Origin of the sequence: Bradyrhizobium diazoefficiens (assembly GCF_016612535.1) — a bacterium.
GTDB classification, from domain to species: domain Bacteria; phylum Pseudomonadota; class Alphaproteobacteria; order Rhizobiales; family Xanthobacteraceae; genus Bradyrhizobium; species Bradyrhizobium diazoefficiens_C.
The window spans coordinates 44,262-63,928 of record NZ_JAENXS010000006.1 but is presented as its reverse complement, the minus strand read 5'-3'; the positions used below and the strand labels follow the sequence as shown (position 1 = coordinate 63,928).

The window sequence follows — 19,667 nt, the reverse complement described above, 5'->3', positions numbered from 1 at the left end:
AATGATCGTGCCGCTCAATTCGGTAGATCTTGCACGCGATAATTGCGCCTTTGATGTCGATGCCAACCGGACGTCGGCAGGCTCGCACAGCGCGGATCGCAATGCTTCGCCTGCCGTTGCTGTCGATCGAGGCGCAAGTGCAGCCGATGGTGGCCACGCCTCGTCAACCAGCGCGTAAGAAACATCCCTCCGCGTCGTGCACGGCCATTTCGACGCAGAAGCGCTTGCATGAGACGCTTGAGACAGTCGTCGTCAATGTCTTACAGGCTCATGTAGCCTGCAGATGCGCGACAGCAGCGCGCTTGGCGGTGCCCTACCATTTTTGCAGCAGTTCGCCAAGGGCGGCCGCGTCGAGCATCTACTCGGCCAGAAGCTTCTTCAGCTTCGCGTTCTCCTCTTCCAAGGCCCTCAGCCGCTTCGTCTCGGAAACGTCGATGCCGCCGAATTCGGCCTTTCAATTATCGATCGTCGCTTCGGAGATCCCATGCTTGCAAGCCAGGTCAGGCCGTCCTCGCGCAGTCTCATGCTCCTTTCAAGACCGCGACAATCTGCTCTTTCTTGAACCTTGTTCGCTTTATCTATCTGTCCTTCTTCGGGCCCGGCTCCAACGCTTTCTGGAGGAAACAGTCAGTGGCAGGTCAATGTCCGACGAATGCGTTCGAACACCCGTCTCATCTGGTTGCGCATGCTCCGGCGCGGTCGATGACCCAGGCCACCATATGGCCCTTTTCCCGCTCGGCCTGTACGTGCCGGAGAGCGTCAGAGTAGGTCAGTAAGGGCTCCTGCGCCGGATACACAACGCGATCGGTCGGCGTGACGAAGTGGTGGCAACACACGCGATAGTCTTTAGCCTCGAACATCGAAATCCTCCTCTCACCTCTGGTGCGCTGCCATACGCTCACGCTTTCAAGGACTGCTTATCACACGGAATGCGGCCTCTTAGAGGCCGCGCATTTCTTCAATTGCGTTTCCAATGGAGATTTGGGCTCATGGCACCACGTCGCTGTTCGCCACGGATCTTTGGCAAGCGCAACAGACGCGCCGGACCTCGCCGAGTGCCGCAAGCTCCTTGACGAGATCGAGACTGTGCGAAGTCCAGGTCTATCCCGTCATGGAGAGCACTGCAGGAATTGGACAACGATTTTATCATCTCTGGCCCGGCGCATGGATAGACGTGACGCCATCCTGGCGCGGGGTGTCGAAAGAAGAGGGGGCTTCTGGTCGTCCGCCCCGAACAATCGTCTCCGAGGAACCGCGAAATAACATCAGCACAGACTCCCGCGATGGCGTCTCGACAGCGCGTGGTCGCGCTTGCGCCTGCGCCACCAACCCATTGAGCGTCTCATCCACGAGTGCGATGAAGCGTGGTGGACCGGACGCCAGGATGAGGCCATTTCCAGGCGCCGGCCTCAGGATGTACCGCTCGTCGGAGATGTTGAGCGCATCGAGGGCCGCCGTGAACGTCTCGAAGCTGATCGGGCCCAGCAGGAGCAGACGAGTTTGCGCTTCCTTTGCGGCAGACACGTAAAGCACGAGTCCATCGTAGTACCACTGAAGATTGTAGAGGTTGGTGAGACGATCAAGGAATTCGCGCGGTGCCAGATCCGGCATGCGCCCGCGAATCCGTCCCTTCACCTCGGCGCTGATGCTGACTCTGATATCGAGATTGTTGCCGAATTCCTGCAGCGCGATAGGGAGCTCCTGTTCCACAACCAAATAGCGATAAGGCGTCGAAGGTAGCAACAGGGGAGCGCCGAGCGCTATCTGTATTCCGGTCGCAATGAAAGCCCCGGCACACAGAACGGCGTTCGAGACGCACAGGATCATGGACCGGATGCGCATTTACGGCTCTCTTGAAGTTTGCCGACGGGAGTGAATCCACGAAACTTGGAGCCAAAACGTGATCTTTAGATGGCACTGGATCAGACAAACTCGTCAGCTTGTCGTCAGCTCGCCTCTCTAGGACAGCGGCTGCCAATGAGTTCTTGAACGGCCGGTCTCATCACATCTCCAAGAGAGCAAGGTCCTCCACGATAATGCTAGGCCCTGCGCCGATTTCACATAATCTAACCGAAGGTTTGTCCAAGACCTGCACGTCACCAGCGGTCGGCGAGCAGCTCCGGTTCGAACAGACACTGTTACAGACGGCTTCGTTTCAAGCCGTTGCGCCCCAAGTGCCAGACGTACCGCCTGTTGCTCCCATAGCCGAAGTTTCGCCGGCAACAACGCAAGCCAGTCCGCTGGGCGAGCGCATCCTCCAGAATCTGTCCTCGCTATATCGGATCAATCCAGCGCCTCACGTCGTGGCTGGCGGTGGAACCTCACTTTCGAAGGCTGTGGTGCCTGGGCCGGCGTCGCAGCCGCTCTTACGACAACCGGGCGCGTCGGAAACACGTCTGTCGAACGCTCCTCAAAGCGTCGACAACTTCGAGGCAATGATGGCGAATCTGAAAGATGTGTCTGACAGCGTCATTCAGGTCACGCTCATTTCGAATGGGATGGGCAGCGTCAGTTCGTCTCTGAACAAGCTGATATCGGCGGGCTGAGTGGGCCGAATGATTGGTTCAATCTATCATGAAGGAGGCCATGGTCGTCCGTCCAAGAAGCGGTTTCGCGCCCTAGCTCTGCTGCCGCTCCTTCTGCTCCTTATTGGTTGCAAAGCTGATCTCTATACCAAAGTTCAGGAGCGCGAGGCGAATGAGATGCTTGCGGTCCTCCTTAGGAACGGGGTCGATTCGGCTCGCGTTGCGGCCAAAGACGGGACCAGCACGATCCAGGTTGAACAGAGCCAGATTGCCTTTTCCATCGACCTGCTGAATAGCGAGGGCCTGCCGCACCACACTTTCAAGAGTCTCGGCGAGGTGTTCAGCGGCACCGGCCTGATTGCTTCGCCGACCGAGGAGCGCGCCCGTTACGTTTATGCCTTGAGCGAGGAGTTGTCGCGCACGATCAGCGACATCGACGGCGTCCTCTCGGCACGCGTCCATGTTGTTCTGCCGAAGAACGACCTGTTGCGACGGGACGCCACGCCATCTTCGGCGTCGGTTTTCATCCGGCATGACTCCAAGGCCGATCTCTCAATCCTGCAGCCGCAGATCAAGATGCTCGTTGCCAACAGCATCGAGGGCCTCTCCTACGACAAGGTGGCTGTGGTGTTTGCATCGGTCGAGCGGCCTGCCCTCGAGCAGCGGCCTGCGCCGGCGACGGCATTCGCCCAAGCGCCAGGAATCGTTTCAACCCCATTGCTTGCGCTTGGAACGGGTCTCGGTGGCTTGGTATTCGGCGTGCTGTCCTACATCTTGCTGAGCGCTCGTGTACGGCCGCGCAGCCAATCATCGCCCAAACCAGCTACAGTTGGCGTACGTTCGGCGGCGTCCCTTATTGAGGTCGTACGCAAAGCGATTAAGCCTAATGCGGCCTAGCGTAGTATTCGACATGGACCCAGCGAAGTCGTCGGCCGAGCGGCGTCCCCGACCGCCTACGGTCAGTGTTGGCGAGCTTGCTGCCTCAATTCATCCGACCCGTCTTGCCGCACGTGTTGACGCGAGCCTATCGGCTGCGACGTGGGTACGGCTGCAGAAGAGCCCCAGGCTGCAGATAAGGATGGTAGGGCTGCTGCTTGACAATGAACTGGATCTGAAGGGGCTTGTCTCGGGCCCAGACCTTCTGCTCGGACATGATCCGCAGTGGGCCGCTCTGCTTGCCGGCGGTATTTGGCATGCCCGTTCGCTGATAAAACTGATCTCAAAGCAGGATGTCGGCGTGCTGATCGGGCGTGTCGGTGCCGAAGCGCAGGCTTTCGGTATCCGACATGCAGCGCATGCGGTTTCAACCAGTATCATTGCCGATCCACAACAACTCGCGCAGGAGATCGATAAAGATGGACATGCCTGTCTCGGCGCATGGCTCGACGAAAAGCCGGTGCTTGATCGCAGCCGCGTGCTTCTACGTTTAGCGGTCGGAACGGCCGCCGATCATCCAGCAACCGAACATCGCCGATCCGCAGACCAAGTGTTTTCCTTGGTTGTGGCTCATTTGGCGGCGGAAGGTGAGGTGCTATGACAGCCGACCATTCCGCGCCGCCCTTGGCACCGCAGATGCGCCCGCTTGGGTCGATCATAGAAGCAAGCGATCTCGAGATCTGGCAACAGGCCGTCGAGGCGCGAGCGGCAGCAGAGCGGCATCTGCAGCGCGTTCGCGGCTGGGCCCGCAGAGCTTACCAGCTGGAGCGGGCGCGCGGCCGTGCCGAGGGGGTGGCGGCCGGGGCCGAGGAAATGGCGCAACTGGTCGCGCAGGCGACCTCGGAAGTGGCACGGAGAAGCACCGTTCTAGAGCAGGAGTTGCCACAGCTCGTGATGGAGATCGTTACCAATCTGCTGGGCGCTTTCGATCCCGGCGAGATGTTGGTGAGGACGGTTCGTCACGCGATCCTGCGAAAATATGGCGGGGCGGAATTGTCGCTTCATGTGTCGCCTGCGAATGTCGATGAGCTTGTGCGCGAGTTTGCTGCTTGCGACGGACGGGAGGGTCGGCCGAGGCTTCGAATTGTTGCAGACCCGGCGCTGTCGCTGCGTGAATGCGTGCTGCGGAGCGACTTCGGCAATGTCGATCTCGGGCTTGCCGCCCAGCTCCGCGCGCTCCGTCTCGGGCTTGGGTTGCCGGCTGAGGCAGACGAACTGTGACAACGCGGGGAGAAAATCATGGCAATGCCGATGGCGAGCGAAGTATGCACGCGGCGCTATCGCGTCTGCGGTCGATAGCAGGGCATGTCGACACGCGTGCCGTACGTGGGCGGATCACGCGCGCGGTCGGCACGCTGCTCCATGCGGTCTTGCCCGATGCTCGCATCGGAGAGCTTTGTGTGGTCCAGGATCCGCGCACCGGAGTCTCGCTTGAGGCCGAGGTGATCGGTCTATTGCCGGATGGCGTGTTGCTGACGCCGATCGGTGACCTGTTGGGCATGTCCGGTCGCGCAGAAGTCGTCGCTACCGGACGAATGCATGAAGCGCCGGTCGGGCCCGATTTGCTTGGCCGGGTGATCGACAGCTTCGGCTGTGCTCTCGATGGCAAAGGCGCAGTCAAGGCCGCAGAGACTCGTCCGCTGCGCGGCCATGCTCCAAACCCAATGACGCGGCGCATCATCGAGCGGCCCTTGCCACTCGGCGTCCGCGTCTTGGACGGTCTTCTGACGTGCGGCGAGGGCCAGCGGATCGGAATATATGGAGAGCCTGGTTGCGGCAAGTCGACCCTGTTGGCACAGATCGTAAAGGGCGCCATCGCCGACGTGATTGTGGTTGCCCTCATAGGCGAACGTGGCCGCGAGGTGCGTGAATTCATCGAGCGGCATCTTGGGGAGGCAACCCTTCGCCGCACGGTCGTCGTCGTTGAGACCTCCGATCGCTCGGCGACGGAACGGGCGCAATGTGCCTATATGGCAACCGCGCTCGCCGAATATTTTCGTGAACAAGGCCTGCGCGTCGTTCTACTGATGGATTCATTGACGCGCTTTAGCCGCGCGATGCGCGAAATCGGGCTTGCTGCGGGTGAGCCCCCAACCCGGCGGGGCTTTCCTCCTTCTGTCTTTGCCATGCTACCGGGCTTGCTGGAGCGTGCGGGCATGGATGAGCGCGGCTCGATTACAGCTTTCTATACCGTGCTTGTAGAAGGTGAGGGTACGGGCGATCCAATCGCCGAGGAAACGCGCGGCATTCTCGATGGTCACATCGTTCTCTCTGGCTCGATCGCGGCGCGGGCGCATTTCCCCGCTATCGATGTGCTGTCGAGTCGCAGCCGCGTCATGGATGCCGTCGTATCTGCACCACATCGTAAGGCGGCGGCGTTCTTCCGCGATCTGCTCTCACGCCACGCAGAGGCCGAATTTTTGATTAAGATCGGCGAATACAAGCAAGGCAGCGATCCGCTGACAGACCGGGCTATCGCCTCTATCAATGATTTGCGCAAGTTCTTGCGCCAGGACGAAAACGACGCGTCCAGTTTTGAAGAAACCGTCACATGGATGTGCCGTCTGACCGCGTGACTTGCATTCACGTTTCGAGACTGCGGCACGTCAAGGAAATACGTGAGCGCGGGGCTCGGACTGAGTTGTCCAGTATGGAGGCGAAATGCCGGTTTGAGACCTTGGCCGCGGAGCGCGCAGCGCGAGCACTTGCAGTTGCAGAGGAACGTCGCGTAAAGGCGCAGGCGGAGATTTACCAGCAGCTGACATCGTCCGGTACGGTGTCCGTCGTTGAACTCGATCGTTGCGAGCTCATCGTTGAGAGGCTCGCGCTCGAGGTCACGTCGAAACGCCAGGCGTTTGAGGACGCGCGTGTCGCTCAAGAGCAGGCCGAGACAGCGGCCTCCGAACGGCGGACGCACTGGGCCAAATGTTCCGCGGCGACCGATAAATGGCGGCAGATCGAGACAGACGTCCGGCGGGCGGCCGACACCCATGCGGAAGTGAGAGCCGAGATAGAGGCCGATGACGAAGTCTTGTTTCGGACGGGCTTTGCCCCACGAGCGGCAGACGGTTCAATCTGATGAGCGCTAGTTCCTTTGCATCACAAACCTGCCGTCTTGCAGACGCGCCTTGCGCGGATCCTGCGGACGAATACGGGACCTACGAGCCGTCACTCATTCTGACTCATAACGTCGTCTCCTGGCTCAATAGCATCGCCGCACCCCGCACGCCTCTGCAGATTAGGCTTGGCGACAAGCCGCTGTCGGTGCGATTGGAACGACTTGTCTGGCAGAGCGAACCTTCGGCTATATCGATGCTCGATTGCGTTTGGGGCGTCGGAGACGAAACGATCGTTTTGTCGATACCCCATGCACTTGCCGAGGCGTTTATCTCGGCAGTACAGAGCGGCCTGGCGTTGCCTTCAGAGCCAATTCGTTCGCTGCTTCTGGAACTTGCACTCGAACCTTTGCTGGCTCGTCTAGAAAAGCAGCTTCAGCAGCAGCTCCAACTTCTTCAAGTTGGAAAGGCCGAGACCATCGGGCCTTATATTGAATTCGGCATCATCTACGGTCCGGTACGGAGCAAAGGCCGACTGTTTCTGTTTTCGCCGCTTGATGGACCGATACCGCCGTCGTTCTATGCCTTGGGCGAGCTCTTCGATGGATTGCCGCGAGAAACACGCAAGCTTTCCAAAGAGCTTCCCATCATAGTTGCAGGAGAAGTGGGGGCGCTCCGCGCGACGGCCTCGCTTCTTCGCAAGGCAACTGCAGGCGACGCGTTGTTGCCGGACGTCATGCCATTGGCCCGGGGTGAGATCACCCTCACCACGGGCCGGTTATGGACCCTGGCGGATGTCGCCGGCAATAGCCTGATCCTGCGGGGGCCATTTCGCTCGGTACCGCGACGTCTGGAGCATACACATATGACAACACCGCCCGAACAGCAGCATCCCCCCTTGGAGGCCGATCTCGACGATATCGAAGTGTCGCTCGTTTTCGAATGCGGCCGCTGGCCAATCACATTGGGAGCATTGAGCAGTATCGGCGAAGGACATGTGTTCGAACTTCGCCGGCCAGTCGATGGCCCGGTCGATATCGTTGCAAACGGCCGATGTATCGGCAGTGGTGACATCGTACGTATTGGTGACGAACTCGGGATCAGGCTTCGTGGCAGGTTAGCGGGCCATGACTGAGGTTCAACCAGCAATCCTGGCGCTTCTTGCGGTCACGGCTGGGCTCGGCTTGTTGCTCTTCGCGGTGGTCACGACCACGGCGTTCGTAAAGGTATCTGTCGTTCTCTTCCTCGTTCGCAATGCTCTTGGGACCCAGTCGATACCGCCGAATATCGTTTTATACGGCGCGGCATTGATTCTCACCGCTTTCACGAGCGCCCCCATCTTTGAGCAGAGCTACGATCGAATCGCCGATCTGCAGCTCCGCTATCAGACGCTCGACGATTGGGTAAGCGCAGCAAAAGAGGGGCAGGAGCCGCTGCGAGGCTATCTCAAGAAGTTCACCAACGAGGATCAGCGCGGCTTCTTCCTGTCCTCGACCGAACGTGTCTGGCCGGAGGAGATGCGTGGCAGAGCCACAGCTGATGACTTTGTCATTCTCGTTCCGTCTTTTCTCATCTCTGAACTCAAGCGCGCCTTCGAAATCGGGTTTTTACTCTATCTGCCGTTTATTACGATCGATCTGATCGTAACGACGATCCTGATGGCCATGGGCATGTCGATGGTGTCGCCGACAGTCATATCTGTCCCTTTCAAGCTCTTTCTATTCGTGGCCATTGATGGCTGGTCGCGTCTGATGCACGGCCTGGTGTTGAGCTACACAACACCCGGGGGGTGAGTATGGACGAAACAACGATTCTCGTTCACATGAGCCGATCGCTCGTGCTGTTCATGATCTGGGTGCTGCCTCCACTCATTGCAGCGGCGGTTGCCGAAACCGTTATCGGTATCATCCAGGCGGCAACGCAGCTCCAGGACCAGACTTTGCCATTGACTGTGAAGCTTCTGGTCGTTGTTGCGGTTATCGCTTTGTTTTCTCCGGTGCTGAGCGCGCCACTCATCGAACAAGCCAAGCAGATCTTCACTGATTTTCCCGCACTCACGGCGGGTTACTAGCAATTGTCGCGATGACTGACTTGTCAAGCGCCGAGACTCAAAGCCTGATCCGGGCGGCCGTCGAGCTCGTCGTTGCTGCTGGCCTTGGTGCGGCCCGCCCCGCGGGCATTATGCTCGTTTTTCCTGTATTTACGCGTTCGCAGATCGGCGGACTGATCCGCGGCTGCCTGGCCGTCGCGGTCGAACTCCCGTACTTAGCGTACATCGCCGACGGCCTGAAGGCGTTAGACCCGGACACACGTCTGATCAGGATCACGCTACTGGGTTTGAAGGAGGCGTGTGTCGGCCTTGTGATCGGTGCCCTGCTCAGCATTCCGCTATGGAGCATCCAGGCTGTCGGCGAACTGATTGATACCCAACGAGGCATCACCAGCGTGGTCGCGCCCGCCGATCCCGCCACGCGCAGTCAGGCTTCGGCGACAGGACTGTTTCTCGGTATCACGGCAATCACCATTTTCGTACTATCGGGAGGCCTGCAGACGATGGTCAGCGGACTTTACGGCAGCTATCTGATCTTGCCTGTGTATCAGTTCAGGCCCGCGCTGAGCTTGCAAGGGACCATTGAATTATTCGGCCTGATCGACAGCATCATACGTGCCACAATATTGGTGTCTGGGCCTGTGGTGGCGTTTTTGTTGCTCGTCGACATATCAGCGATCTTACTCCAGCGTTTTGCGCCGCAATTCAACCCGAGGGACCTGTCTTTGACGATCAAGAATATCGGCTTTGCGATCGTCATGGTCACCTACACCGTCTATCTCATCGAATACATGCAATCGGAGATCAAGCGGTCGAGCCGCGAGTTGGAGAAGATTGAAAGACGAGCGAAATGAGTGACACGAGCGAAGAGAAAACGCTCGCCCCCTCTGACAAGAAGCTAAAGGATGCGCGCAGAAGAGGACAGGTTGCGCGCAGCACCGATTTAGTGAGAGCGGTCAGCACGTGCGCAGGTCTCGGCTATCTCTGGTTAAAAGCCAATTCCATCGAGGACAAGTGCCACCAAGCGCTCATGCTCACCGACAAGCTGCTGGATAAACCGTTTGATGTTGCGGTCCAGCTGGCGCTCGGAGTCTTGCCCGAACTAGCTCTGGGAATTGTTGGCCCGTTCCTCGCGGCTATTGTCGTCGCGGCAATTCTGACCACAGTTTTGGCCAATGGTGGGATAATATTCTCCTTCGAACCGACAAAGCTCAGATTCGAGAACATTGATCCCATTCAGGGATTGAAGCGCATCGCCTCCATGCGTTCCCTAGTCGAGCTTGGGAAGACCCTGCTCAAGGCCGTCAGCCTGGGTGCGATCTTTTTCTTCGTCGTGGTTGGCGCATGGAAAACGCTGGTCTATCTGCCGATTTGCGGCATGGGCTGCTTCGGCTTCGTCTTCATGGAAATAAAACTGTTGATCGCAATTGCCTGCGGTGCGCTTCTCATCGGTGGATTGATCGATCTTCTCATCCAGCGCTGGTTGTTCTTGCGCAGCATGCGCATGACCGAGAGCGAGGCAAAGCGGGAGCTCAAGGAGCAGCAAGGTAACCCCGAGGTGAAACGGGAGCACCGTCGTCTCCGCCGGGAGCAGGCGCGCGAGGCTCCGCTCGGGGTGCATCGCGCAACATTGATCTTGACTGGGCAGGAGGGGGTGGTCGGCGTACGCTACGTCCGTGGCGAAACCGGCGTGCCTGTCGTGGTTTGCCGCGGCGAAGGCGAAGCCGCTTCACGGCTCTGTGATGAAGCGCGGGCTCTCCGTATCAGCATTGTCGCTGACGACGCCGTGGTCCGTGAGCTGATCTACAGTGCAAAGCTCGGTAATCCCATTCCCGCTCAGCATTTCGAGCCCGTCGCAAGAGCTCTCCTTGCCGCCGGTCAGGTCTAGATCATGTTGTGAATGGCATCGCCTGACCTAAGGAAGTTGGCGCTATTGAGACGGCTGTACGGCAGTGGTGCCGACTGACGTGAGATCTGATGAAGACTTGGTGCTGGCTGCCTGTCCCAAGCTTCTGTTGTTGATCGTTCCGAAGCTCCTGTAGTTGGCCACGGGGATGGCCGCACGATTGCCGTCGCTCGGCATAACAGTGTGATTGTCGATCAAGTCGCTGGGATCGTTGACCACGATAGCAAGGTTGTTGCGGATCGAGCAGCCAAGCGTCGGGTCAAAAGAATTGTCGTTCGTTGAAGGACCGACAATCGACATCGACGGACAGGCGGGAGGGTACGCTTCATAGGTAGTCGCCTCGATTCGCGCGGCCAAGCGATCGCGCCGGATGACGAGCGGGCCGTACAGGCGGATGTTGTAAGAGGCAACGCCCATTGCGCGGGCCTCACTGGCTATCTCCGCTCCGAGCTGAGGTGGGCCGGCGACATCGAGATGGAGCGCGTCACGCCGACCGTGACTGGCACTCGCTATCAGCTCCCGCAGACGCTTCCGTCCGGCCCCCCCAAGACTCTGTAACACCAAAACGGTCCTCTCCCGCTGAACTAGGGTCGGTTGCGCGGCCGGCTCGATATAGGTCGGTGCAGTGCTGGTGCAGCCGGCTAGACTCGCCGTCAGAGCGATCAGGGGGCACACGATGCGAAAAGTCATTGGCTGATCCTCATTGGGCAGTATCGCCGGCACCCCTAGTCGCGCTCGGTACGCTGGTGCGGGGAGCATGATCTTGCGGCCGAGTTGCCAAATTGTTCGTCAGACCGCGCGCTAGATCTGAGGGCGGTGCGATGCGGTCGGTGGGGGCACTCATCTGCCGTGTGTTCGATCTTGGCCGCACAACGTAAGGCGTGACGATAATCACGAGCTCCGTCTCTTCCCGTTGAAACTGCGACGAGCGAAACAGCGCACCAAGAACCGGCAGATCGCCGAGCCAAGGGAAAGTCGTGATATCAGTGTTAAAATTGCGCCGCATGAGCCCACCGATCGCAAAGCTCTGGCCGCTTGCGAGCTCGACGACCGTGCTGGCACGCCGGGTGGCGAGAGCCGGCACGGAGATTCCGTTTACGGTGACCGCGCCTTGTGCCGACAGCTCACTGACTTCGGGCTTCACGCGGATATTGATCTGGTTGTTGCTAAGAACGGTCGGCACGAACTCGAGGCTCACGCCAAATTGGCGGAACTCGACGGAGACCTGCCGATTGTCCTGCAAGACCGGAATCGGAAACTCGCCGCCGGCCAGAAAGCTGGCGGATTCCCCGGACATTGCGGTCAGGTTCGGTTCAGCAAGGACGGAAGCGAGGTGCTCGCTGGCCAGCGCATCGAGTACAGCGCTGATGTTGACACCGCCGGCATTCAATCCGATCGTTGCAGTACCGCCACCCTGCTTGGCGCCGGTACCTCCACCACTGCCGCTGATCAAGCCGAGGGTGAAAGGACCAGCTTGACCGAAAGCGGAAAGATTGATTCCGAACTCCTTCATGGCGCTCCGAGAGACCTCGGCCACGCGTACGCTCAGATTGACCTGCAAGGATCCCGCCACCTGGATCTTATTGACGACGAGCGCACCTGAACCGAGAAACTGCTCAGTGACCTTCATCGCGCTGTCGACGATCTCCGCATTTGGGGCCGTACCGCTAAGAATAGCGCCGCGCGGGGTATAGCTGACTTGGATCGGATAGTCGCCGACCTGGGCTTTCAACGTGGCACGCAGATCCGCGATCGGCTGCGAGACGACAACGCGTAGCTCAGCAAGAGCCTCCCCGTTGTCGTTCAGTGCGAACAGGCTCGTGCGTCCCGATTTCTTGCCAAAGACGAAGATGGTCTTGTTCGACGGCGCCTGATAATCCGCGATCGTAGGATCGGCGACAAAAATGCTCGCAGCTGGCGCGGGAAGATGAATTGTCTTGCCAAGAGAAGAGGTAAGGTTCAGCGTCCCGGTGATGCTGTCAGGGACCTTACGCGGCGCTCCTCCTCCATCATCGCGCTTGATCTGAGCTACAGCAGCGAGTGGGCATAGCAGAACGGCCGCGCACAAAATCTGCGACAGAGAAGGCAGAAAGGTCGACGAGAAGGCGCTGGCAACGATCGCTCTACCATTGGCGCCAGCATGCTGATCAAGAATGACGTTCAAGATGATCGTTTCTTTCAAGTTCGATTGCCGACGCGGCCGACGTCGCGGATTTCAAGGATGTAGCCGATCCCGCGCGCTGTCTTGATCCGCAGCGTCGCACCGGACTGACGCAAATGAGCGCGTAAGCGATAGATGCCAACCTCAAGCGCGTTGGTCGAGACTTCGTTGTCAAATGCATAGAGGCCATCCTCCAATGACGCGCGCGCCACGATGCGCCCTGCGCGGCTGAGCAAATGTTCAAGAATGCACACTTCGCGGCGCGCAATCTTCAGCGGCCGACCATTGACGGATGCTTGCCGGCCGATAGGATCGAATCTTAAGTTTCCAAAAGTAACGACGGGCGCCGTCATTTGGTTTGCTCGGCGCAGCGTGGCGCGCATCCGGGCGATGAGTTCATCAGGAGACACGGGCTTTGGCAGGAAGTCGTCCGCGCCCCCGTTGAAAATCGCGATCCGCCTACCGAGCTGGTTAAGGCTGCTCATCATCACCGCGGGCATCGAATACCCGTCGCGCCTCAACTGCTTTAGCCACTCCAAGCCGTCTCCATCCGGTAGAGACAACTCGATCAGGAGAATGTCATAGCGGGCACAACCAACAGCGGCGGCTGCCTCATCGAGCGTAGACGCCAAATCAACGGCGAACCCACAGCCAGAAAGCGCTTGGCGTATAATGCGCGCTGGATCTCTCTCATGATCAACCAGTAGCGTTCGCATTTCATCCCCTCGTCTCAAATCATGCCGAAACCACTGAGCACGTTGTCGCCCGCGAACATGGCCCCAGCGAAACTTAAAAGTGTCGCGGAGCAGACGAAGAAGAGGGGCACTGGCCAATCGAACACTTCTGTCAGTTTGAATCGCATTTTCGATCCCACATGCATTTTCGTGAGGTCAGATCTGGCTTTGCCACAAGGGCGTAGGACGGGATCAATCAAAAGCATCCATAGGCGTGGCAGCACCCTCGCTCGTCGCTGCGACAAATTGGTGGGTTCCCGACATTGTGATGTCGATATGATCGCGAGAACACGTTGAATCGGTAAATCGATTGTTTGGATGAAATGCATTCACATCGCGGATCGCTGACAATGCGTTTCTTGGAAATCTTGATCTCGATCTCCTCATCGCGTTTGACGACCTGAAAAGGAGTGGCGCCTTGCGGCGGAAGGTTGATGGCTGACGAGCGATGAGAGGCGATCGGCACCGCCGCGCGTGCAACTTGCCGGCCTCACGTTGGGTAGACACTCCGTTCTGAAGCGGCGAACTCGGCCATTCACCTAATGGTGCCCGGAATGCGCGCGGTTGAAAGACGTCTCGATCGCCGTGTACGCGACCCTTTGTCACGTCTGCTGGCCGCAAATTTGCTTGGGCTTTGTCATGCTGTACCCAATATCTCTCGCTGCGAGGCACAGACCCTCGATGGACGCCGAACGCCGGCGGCTGGGCATCCAGTCACGTCCGAAGGGCTGGCGACGGTGCACGCGCTGCCGCTCGCGCCGAACCATTGGCGGGGACATCCCGCATGGGCGTGAAACCTGCATGTGAGGCGGTATGGTCGCCGGCATTGCACCGGGTCTGACGTGCGGCCGCGCAGCCATTGGGCGTCGAGCCTTTGCACGGCTCGTCCGCCGGAGCCGACTCGCTGCGAGGGGTGCATAGATCGCACTGGCAACTGACAGTGGAGCAGTATTGTGAAGGAGCGTGACGGGATAGAGGGAGGCGAGCTTTGGGCTCTGAGACATTCTGTCTGTCATGAGTGTTGATGCGAGGGGAGACCGTCGCAACCTTTCTGGGTACGAACGACGCGTGTTCGGAATCGTACAGTCGCACGCGACGTGCGATTCTGGGCACCAACCACGCTGTCCGAAATCGTACAATCTGACGCAACGTACGATTCAAGTCCTTCGATCGGTCATCGCTTAGAATAGATCAAACGAGCTGTCGTTGGAGTGACGGAGCAGGAACGGGAAAGAGCACCGCTCGTTCGAAAAGCGTCTTGTGCGCCCGACCGGCGTCTCGCCCGTGGCGCTAGGCATTGCAGTTCGCGCTCGTCGCGATAGAAGGCAGACGGTGGTGATCATGACCGCTTCAGCACGGGTCAGACCGCTTAGAGGCGTCAATCTAGACATGGTCGATTGGCGCTTTTAGCAGCTGAATCCAGGACTGCACCGCGTGGCGCGACGGAATTGGTAACCTGATGTGTTGGTAACGACGCGGCGAGCCTTACGCCGGCCCACGTCGGTTGGCGCGCGACGAAACGTAACTGCGTCGTGCTGCCACAGAACGAAGCAGAGGAAACCGCCGACAAGAAAGAGCGCTCACGTCGCAAGGTCGCCGCTCTAGACACGTTGTCGAGCAGAGTCCCGAGGCGGGGAGACACCGTCATCCCTCAACATGTTCGTGTTGTCGTCAGTGATGTTCGGCCTGAGGGGCAAATGAACGGCTGAAAAAGAGCCCCGGCCTGGGGCCGGGGCTCTCGATCCGTCGCTCTGGGGCGATGGAATTAGTATTTGAGAACTACGGGGCCCCAGAACTTGTAATTGAGCCGCGCAGTCAGCAGATCGAAATCCTGCCCGATGCGATCGTTAGCGACCGCACCCGCGGGGGTGTTGAAGTTCACGTTAGCGTCTTGCCGGAATATATGGTCGTACTCGACGCCGACCGACCAATTCGGCGCGAAGCCGAGTTCGATGCCCGCCCCGACCACGCCGCCCCAGCGGGTATTGTCGGTGCTCGCCAGCTGCGCGCCGCTGAGGGAGTTGATCTGATAGGTATTGCCGGTCACCGCGGCACCGCCCTTGGCGTAGAGCAATACGTTGTTGATGGCATAGCCGACCTGGCCTGTAAGCAGGCCGAACGACCCGGTCTTGGTCTGATTGATGTCGCCCGGCAAGGCGGTGCTGACATTGGAGCCGTTGAAATCGGCCCAGTTGCCTTGGCCTTCGACACCGAAAACGACCTGGCCCATCTGCCAGCGATAACCAAACTGGCCACCAACGGTTCCGCCGCTCGCGTCATGAGAGCCTTCGGGCGTGACGCCTCCAAAATCCCAGGAGCTATGGGTCGAACCCCAGCCGCCATTGGCACCAAGATAGAAGCCGCTCCAGTCATAGATTGCGGCCGCGACCGGTACTGACGGCGCCGGTGCCTTGGTGTAGATGGGCTGCTGAGCGAGATCGGCGGCGAATACGGGCGCTGCCCCGATCAACGCGACGATGCTGGCAGTCACAAGCAACAACTTCTTCATTTCGTATACGCTCCTTCACATGTCCCCTGCGCCGCACGCGTCTTAACAGTGTTGGCTTGAATTGCTGTAGCGGTCGAGCAACATCCTCTCTTCCAGAACCTCTTGAAGCTTACGCCGCGTCAGGTTCGCGCGCTCGCAAATCACGATCAAACCGACAGACAACACGCAGCAGTCCATCGTGTATCGAACCCAAGGCCGTGCGCGTCAGTTCCTCCTTGGAAGTAGAGTAGCCATTGAACGCCAACGAGGTCGATCACGACACGCGCGTGCACTGAAGCAGCGAGAACGGTAGAAGTGCTGCGAGCGCTATCATGTCTGCCCATTTCCTCTCATGCCATGGCGGATCACGCCGCGATGCGTTGGCCGAAGGCTCGAACGATCAAGACCGCACTCGCATCAAACGCGGCACGCACGCTGCTGATTCACAACCATCATCAGGAAAAGCAGGCGTTGAAACTGGTCGCCCGATAGTGGCGGATTCTCAACGCGATGTATTTCGTTGGAGACAAAGTGTGCGCGCGACGTCGCCGCAGCTGAGAATGTGCGATGACCGTTACGGTCGAACACGCAGCGTGTCTGGCCCGCCTCTTGCTTCGATTGCGCTTAGAGGATTTCGCTCGACTTGATAGGAGGCGGTGAATGCCGACCTGTTGGTGGATGTTACAAGGGGGCGCGCTTTGATTCTGCGCCGTCCTGATGTGCGACCAATCTTGATGCGGCGAACGCAACGAACGTGGTTCTGGTGCGAAGGAGGAAGCCGATTTCATTTGGAACGAGGAGGGGGCCTGCGAAAGCGAATCGCGTCGATTAGGCCCGTGCGAACCGCACCCGGTGCCGTTCTCCCCGGCCAGGCCGAATACCATCTCAACAGAAAGAAGCAATGAAGTACCTGGAGGACAGCAAGGACCTGGACGTCGAGACCCGGCTTTCTCGTCTCGGCCGCGCGCCCGCCGAACATTCCGGGATGGTCAACATGCCCGTCTACCGGGGCTCCACGATTCTTTCCGAAAGCCTAGAGGAATACGAATCGCGCAGGCAGAGCGATCCGACCGCCAATTACGGCCGCTTTGGCTCGCCTCTGTCCCATGCACTCGAGCTTGCCGTTTGCGAACTGGAGGGTGGCTATCGCTCGCTTCTGTTTCCGTCGGGACTGTCTGCCTGCACGCATGCGCTTCTCGGCCTTCTGCGCGCAGGCGACCACGTTCTGATCAGCGACGGCGTCTATACACCCGTCAGGACATTTGCAGACGAGGTTCTCTCAAGACTTCAGATCACGGTGCAATATTTCTCTCCAACGCAGCTTGCAGAGCTCTCAACGAAAATCACGTGGAAGACCCGGGCCGTCTATCTGGAATCACCTTCGTCCCTCACGTTTGAGGTGCAAAACGTCCCTGCACTTGCTGCGATCGCCCATCGCTGCGATGCGCTGGTGGTCATGGATAATACATGGGCAACGCCTCTGTATTTCAAGCCGTTTGCGCATGGCGTCGACATCTCGATCCAAGCGGCGACCAAATATATCGTCGGCCATTCAGACGCGCTGCTTGGTATCGCCACGGCCAACGAATCGGCGTGGCCGGCGCTGCGGTCGAGCGCCCACGATTTCGGGGAGATTGCTGGGCCGGATGACATCTATTTGGCCCTGCGGGGACTGCGCACCCTAGCCGTCCGTATGAAGCGTCATTGGGCCAATAGTCTCAAGCTGGCCCAAAGCCTTCAGTCGCATCCGGCTGTTGACAACATCTTGCACCCGGCGTGTCCGAACGACCCTGGCCATGCGCTTTGGAAGCGAGACTTTTCCGGGGCGAGCGGCCTTTTTGGTCTTGCGCTGAAGCCGATGTCGCAGCCGCAGCTTTCGACCTTTTTTAACCGGCTGCGGCTTTTTGGCATCGGATGGTCGTGGGGCGGATATGAAAGCCTCGTGATGCATGTCGACCCATTAAAGCGCGTGGAAACATCGCTTGCTCTGGCCGGGCCACTGATTCGGGTTCACGCCGGCTTGGAGGACGCGAGCGACCTGATCGTGGATATGTATCAGGCGCTTGACGCGGCTTGGGAGACAAGACGCGGTCGTGTAGGTCCTGACAATGATGATGCAGCTATCGCTGAGCTCTCCAAACGGGCTTGAGCGCAGTCAACTCGAAGCCGAACCTTGGCCTGGCCAAGAAAGAAGTCGGCAGTGAACGAGTAGTGAAGGAAACGCCATCGGCGCTTTTTGATGAGGAGCGAAAGACGCGCTCGTCGTCGGGATGTTCTGGCCCACGATTTCTGGGTCGGAAGTTCGCTCGCAGGATCGTGTCGGAGCAGCTCCGACACCCATCGAGCGGGACCGCCGCCAAATCTGGGAGGAGCGTCATGACCACCATTGCAGCTGCGCCACCCGCGCCAGGGTCTCGATCATGGTATAAGCTCCTCTACATCCAGGTGTTGTTCGCAATCCTACTCGGCATCATCGTCGGCTGGGGCTGGCCATCGCTTGCCACCTCCGACTGGATGAAGGCGCTCGGCGACGGCTTCGTCAAGCTCATCAAGATGGTGATCGCGCCCGTCATCTTCTGCACCGTGGTGTCCGGCATCGCTCATATTCAGGATGCGAAGAAGGTCGGCCGGGTGGGGATCAAGGCGCTGGTCTATTTCGAGATCGTCTCGACCCTCGCGCTCGTGATTGGTCTCGTCATGGGCAATCTGTTTCAGATCGGCCGCGGCCTTGCCGCGAGGCCCGATGCGGCGGCAGTCGCCAATTATGTCGAGCAGGCGAAAGCCACCAAGTTCGTTGATTTTGCCCTTAACATCATTCCAGACAGTGTGGTCGGCGCGCTCGCGCGCGGTGACATCCTGCAGGTGCTGCTGTTTGCCATTCTGCTCGGCTTTTCACTGATGGCGCTCGGAGACCGCGGCGAGAGGCTGCGCAGCACGATCGAGGACGCCGCGCAGGCCGTGTTCGGCGTGATCGCCATCATTATGAAGGCCGCGCCGATCGGAGCGTTCGCCGCCATGGCGTTTACAATCGGCAAGTTCGGACCCTCGGCGCTGGCCAATCTGATCGGACTGATCGCGCTGTTCTACGCGACCGCCGCGCTGTTCGTGATCGTGGTTCTCGGGCTGATCGCGCGGTTCGTCGGCTTCTCCATCTTCAAGTTCATCGCCTACATCAAAGACGAGCTCTTGATTGTGCTCGGCACATCGTCCTCAGAGAGTGCGCTGCCACAGTTGATGGAGAAGCTCGAGCGGCTGGGCTGCTCGAAGCCCGTCGTCGGGCTCGTGGTGCCGACCGGCTATTCCTTTAATCTGGACGGCACCAACATCTATATGACGCTCGCGACATTGTTCATTGCGCGCGCCCTCGGGCTCGACCTCGCTTTCGACCAGCAACTCACAATTTTGATCGTGGCGATGCTGACCTCAAAAGGGGCGAGCGGGGTCAGCGGAGCTGGCTTCATCACGCTGGCAGCAACCCTATCCGCGGTCAACCCGGCTCTGGTGCCAGGGATGGCGATCGTGTTCTCGATCGACAAGTTCATGAGCGAGGTGCGCGCACTCACCAATATCATAGGCAATGGCGTTGCCGTTGTGTTCGTGTCCTGGTGGGAAGGCGAGCTCGACCGGATCACGTTGCATGCACGCCTGGTCGCGCGGGCCGATCTGCCCGATGTGGAAACGGCGATCGCGATGGCTGACGCCGTTCCTGCCTCGGAGGACACGCGCAATGCAGAGATTGCGCGCGCAACAGGAGCAAGTCGGACTGAAGGCGCGCGTTGCAAACGCGGACGAATGGATTCGTCCTGAGAAT

Annotated in this window: 20 protein-coding genes and 1 pseudogene; 14 read left to right on the top strand and 7 right to left on the bottom strand. The window is 59.2% G+C overall.

All coding sequences use genetic code 11. The features are described 5' to 3' along the window. Nucleotide 1 precedes the first annotated feature (1 nt). The gene (locus JJE66_RS36365; RefSeq protein ID WP_200520602.1) at nt 2-178 is read left to right on the top strand and encodes a hypothetical protein; all 177 of its coding nucleotides are present in this window, start codon (nt 2-4) and stop codon (nt 176-178) included. Between the two features lie 183 nt (nt 179-361). Here the strand turns inward: JJE66_RS36365 and JJE66_RS38335 are convergent. From JJE66_RS38335 to JJE66_RS36350, 3 genes and pseudogenes are all read right to left on the bottom strand, one after another. Beyond that, a pseudogene (locus tag JJE66_RS38335) lies at nt 362-578 on the bottom strand (transposase); the annotation flags it as partial. A 93-nt stretch (nt 579-671) separates the two neighbouring features. Next, nucleotides 672-860, bottom strand: coding sequence for a hypothetical protein (locus JJE66_RS36355; RefSeq protein ID WP_200520600.1), 189 nt, complete (start codon nt 858-860; stop codon nt 672-674). Nucleotides 861-1,146: 286 nt separating this feature from the next. Then, entirely contained in the window at nt 1,147-1,842 is a 696-nt protein-coding gene (locus tag JJE66_RS36350; protein ID WP_200520599.1) for a nodulation protein NolW, read from the bottom strand. Nucleotides 1,843-2,036: 194 nt separating this feature from the next. On the opposite strand from JJE66_RS36350, the gene JJE66_RS36345 reads away from it, so the two are divergent. From JJE66_RS36345 to JJE66_RS36295, 11 genes are all read left to right on the top strand, one after another. Then, a complete protein-coding gene (locus tag JJE66_RS36345; protein ID WP_200520598.1) occupies nt 2,037-2,546 on the top strand; it encodes a nodulation protein NolB in 510 nt (169 codons plus the stop codon). A 9-nt stretch (nt 2,547-2,555) separates the two neighbouring features. Further along, a complete protein-coding gene (gene sctJ, locus JJE66_RS36340) occupies nt 2,556-3,422 on the top strand; it encodes a type III secretion system inner membrane ring lipoprotein SctJ (protein ID WP_200520597.1) in 867 nt (288 codons plus the stop codon). 181 nt (nt 3,423-3,603) lie between these two features. Beyond that, entirely contained in the window at nt 3,604-4,062 is a 459-nt protein-coding gene (locus tag JJE66_RS36335) for a nodulation protein NolU (protein ID WP_311980270.1), read from the top strand. Next, on the top strand, nt 4,059-4,682 hold the full coding sequence (gene sctL, locus JJE66_RS36330; protein ID WP_200520595.1) for a type III secretion system stator protein SctL: 624 nt from the start codon (nt 4,059-4,061) through the stop codon (nt 4,680-4,682). The genes JJE66_RS36335 and sctL overlap by 4 nt, the downstream gene beginning before the upstream one ends. 44 nt (nt 4,683-4,726) lie before the next feature. Beyond that, complete coding sequence (gene sctN, locus JJE66_RS36325) at nt 4,727-6,037, top strand: type III secretion system ATPase SctN (RefSeq protein WP_200520594.1); 1,311 nt, start codon at nt 4,727-4,729, stop codon at nt 6,035-6,037. Nucleotides 6,038-6,111: 74 nt separating this feature from the next. Then, nucleotides 6,112-6,540, top strand: a complete 429-nt coding sequence (locus tag JJE66_RS36320) for a hypothetical protein (RefSeq protein WP_409362867.1) — start codon at nt 6,112-6,114, stop codon at nt 6,538-6,540. Continuing rightward, the gene (gene sctQ / locus JJE66_RS36315; RefSeq protein ID WP_200520592.1) at nt 6,540-7,652 is read left to right on the top strand and encodes a type III secretion system cytoplasmic ring protein SctQ; all 1,113 of its coding nucleotides are present in this window, start codon (nt 6,540-6,542) and stop codon (nt 7,650-7,652) included. Before JJE66_RS36320 ends, sctQ begins: the two co-directional genes overlap by 1 nt. Beyond that, nucleotides 7,645-8,310, top strand: a complete 666-nt coding sequence (gene sctR / locus JJE66_RS36310; RefSeq protein WP_200298457.1) for a type III secretion system export apparatus subunit SctR — start codon at nt 7,645-7,647, stop codon at nt 8,308-8,310. The genes sctQ and sctR overlap by 8 nt, the downstream gene beginning before the upstream one ends. 2 nt (nt 8,311-8,312) lie before the next feature. Beyond that, a complete protein-coding gene (locus JJE66_RS36305) occupies nt 8,313-8,588 on the top strand; it encodes an EscS/YscS/HrcS family type III secretion system export apparatus protein (RefSeq protein ID WP_200298458.1) in 276 nt (91 codons plus the stop codon). Between the two features lie 11 nt (nt 8,589-8,599). Then, entirely contained in the window at nt 8,600-9,421 is an 822-nt protein-coding gene (gene sctT / locus JJE66_RS36300) for a type III secretion system export apparatus subunit SctT (protein ID WP_200520591.1), read from the top strand. Next, nucleotides 9,418-10,455, top strand: a complete 1,038-nt coding sequence (locus tag JJE66_RS36295; protein ID WP_200520590.1) for an EscU/YscU/HrcU family type III secretion system export apparatus switch protein — start codon at nt 9,418-9,420, stop codon at nt 10,453-10,455. The genes sctT and JJE66_RS36295 overlap by 4 nt, the downstream gene beginning before the upstream one ends. 42 nt (nt 10,456-10,497) lie before the next feature. On the opposite strand, the gene JJE66_RS36290 is transcribed toward JJE66_RS36295, so the two are convergent. The 4 genes from JJE66_RS36290 to JJE66_RS36275 form a co-directional block, all read right to left on the bottom strand. Next, nucleotides 10,498-11,163 (bottom strand): CpaD family pilus assembly lipoprotein, encoded by a 666-nt coding sequence (locus JJE66_RS36290; RefSeq protein WP_200520589.1) that lies wholly within the window; start codon nt 11,161-11,163, stop codon nt 10,498-10,500. Nucleotides 11,164-11,173: 10 nt separating this feature from the next. Then, nucleotides 11,174-12,655 (bottom strand): type II and III secretion system protein family protein, encoded by a 1,482-nt coding sequence (locus JJE66_RS36285; protein ID WP_409362866.1) that lies wholly within the window; start codon nt 12,653-12,655, stop codon nt 11,174-11,176. Then, complete coding sequence (locus JJE66_RS36280; RefSeq protein ID WP_200520588.1) at nt 12,652-13,350, bottom strand: response regulator transcription factor; 699 nt, start codon at nt 13,348-13,350, stop codon at nt 12,652-12,654. Before JJE66_RS36280 ends, JJE66_RS36285 begins: the two co-directional genes overlap by 4 nt. Nucleotides 13,351-15,133: 1,783 nt before the next feature. Then, complete coding sequence (locus tag JJE66_RS36275) at nt 15,134-15,877, bottom strand: outer membrane protein (protein WP_200520587.1); 744 nt, start codon at nt 15,875-15,877, stop codon at nt 15,134-15,136. An 880-nt stretch (nt 15,878-16,757) separates the two neighbouring features. On the opposite strand from JJE66_RS36275, the gene metC reads away from it, so the two are divergent. After that, a complete protein-coding gene (gene metC, locus JJE66_RS36270) occupies nt 16,758-18,005 on the top strand; it encodes a cystathionine beta-lyase (RefSeq protein ID WP_200520586.1) in 1,248 nt (415 codons plus the stop codon). Nucleotides 18,006-18,232: 227 nt separating this feature from the next. Then, the gene (gene dctA, locus JJE66_RS36265) at nt 18,233-19,663 is read left to right on the top strand and encodes a C4-dicarboxylate transporter DctA (protein WP_200520585.1); all 1,431 of its coding nucleotides are present in this window, start codon (nt 18,233-18,235) and stop codon (nt 19,661-19,663) included. Nucleotides 19,664-19,667: the final 4 nt, after the last annotated feature.

Excerpts from the sequence above, each read along its gene's own strand:
- JJE66_RS36320 (WP_409362867.1), top strand. The coding sequence starts at position 6,112 with ATGGAGGCGAAATGCCGGTTTGAGACCTTGGCCGCGGAGCGCGCAGCG.
- JJE66_RS36280 (WP_200520588.1), bottom strand. The coding sequence starts at position 13,350 with ATGCGAACGCTACTGGTTGATCATGAGAGAGATCCAGCGCGCATTATA.
- sctN (WP_200520594.1), top strand. The coding sequence starts at position 4,727 with ATGCACGCGGCGCTATCGCGTCTGCGGTCGATAGCAGGGCATGTCGAC.
- sctL (WP_200520595.1), top strand. The coding sequence starts at position 4,059 with ATGACAGCCGACCATTCCGCGCCGCCCTTGGCACCGCAGATGCGCCCG.
- JJE66_RS36345 (WP_200520598.1), top strand. The coding sequence starts at position 2,037 with ATGCTAGGCCCTGCGCCGATTTCACATAATCTAACCGAAGGTTTGTCC.
- JJE66_RS36335 (WP_311980270.1), top strand. The coding sequence starts at position 3,604 with ATGGTAGGGCTGCTGCTTGACAATGAACTGGATCTGAAGGGGCTTGTC.
- sctR (WP_200298457.1), top strand. The coding sequence starts at position 7,645 with ATGACTGAGGTTCAACCAGCAATCCTGGCGCTTCTTGCGGTCACGGCT.
- JJE66_RS36355 (WP_200520600.1), bottom strand. The coding sequence starts at position 860 with ATGTTCGAGGCTAAAGACTATCGCGTGTGTTGCCACCACTTCGTCACG.
- sctT (WP_200520591.1), top strand. The coding sequence starts at position 8,600 with ATGACTGACTTGTCAAGCGCCGAGACTCAAAGCCTGATCCGGGCGGCC.
- sctJ (WP_200520597.1), top strand. The coding sequence starts at position 2,556 with ATGATTGGTTCAATCTATCATGAAGGAGGCCATGGTCGTCCGTCCAAG.
- JJE66_RS36275 (WP_200520587.1), bottom strand. The coding sequence starts at position 15,877 with ATGAAGAAGTTGTTGCTTGTGACTGCCAGCATCGTCGCGTTGATCGGG.
- dctA (WP_200520585.1), top strand. The coding sequence starts at position 18,233 with ATGACCACCATTGCAGCTGCGCCACCCGCGCCAGGGTCTCGATCATGG.
- JJE66_RS36305 (WP_200298458.1), top strand. The coding sequence starts at position 8,313 with ATGGACGAAACAACGATTCTCGTTCACATGAGCCGATCGCTCGTGCTG.
- sctQ (WP_200520592.1), top strand. The coding sequence starts at position 6,540 with ATGAGCGCTAGTTCCTTTGCATCACAAACCTGCCGTCTTGCAGACGCG.
- JJE66_RS36295 (WP_200520590.1), top strand. The coding sequence starts at position 9,418 with ATGAGTGACACGAGCGAAGAGAAAACGCTCGCCCCCTCTGACAAGAAG.
- JJE66_RS36350 (WP_200520599.1), bottom strand. The coding sequence starts at position 1,842 with ATGCGCATCCGGTCCATGATCCTGTGCGTCTCGAACGCCGTTCTGTGT.
- metC (WP_200520586.1), top strand. The coding sequence starts at position 16,758 with ATGAAGTACCTGGAGGACAGCAAGGACCTGGACGTCGAGACCCGGCTT.
- JJE66_RS36290 (WP_200520589.1), bottom strand. The coding sequence starts at position 11,163 with ATGACTTTTCGCATCGTGTGCCCCCTGATCGCTCTGACGGCGAGTCTA.
- JJE66_RS36365 (WP_200520602.1), top strand. The coding sequence starts at position 2 with ATGATCGTGCCGCTCAATTCGGTAGATCTTGCACGCGATAATTGCGCC.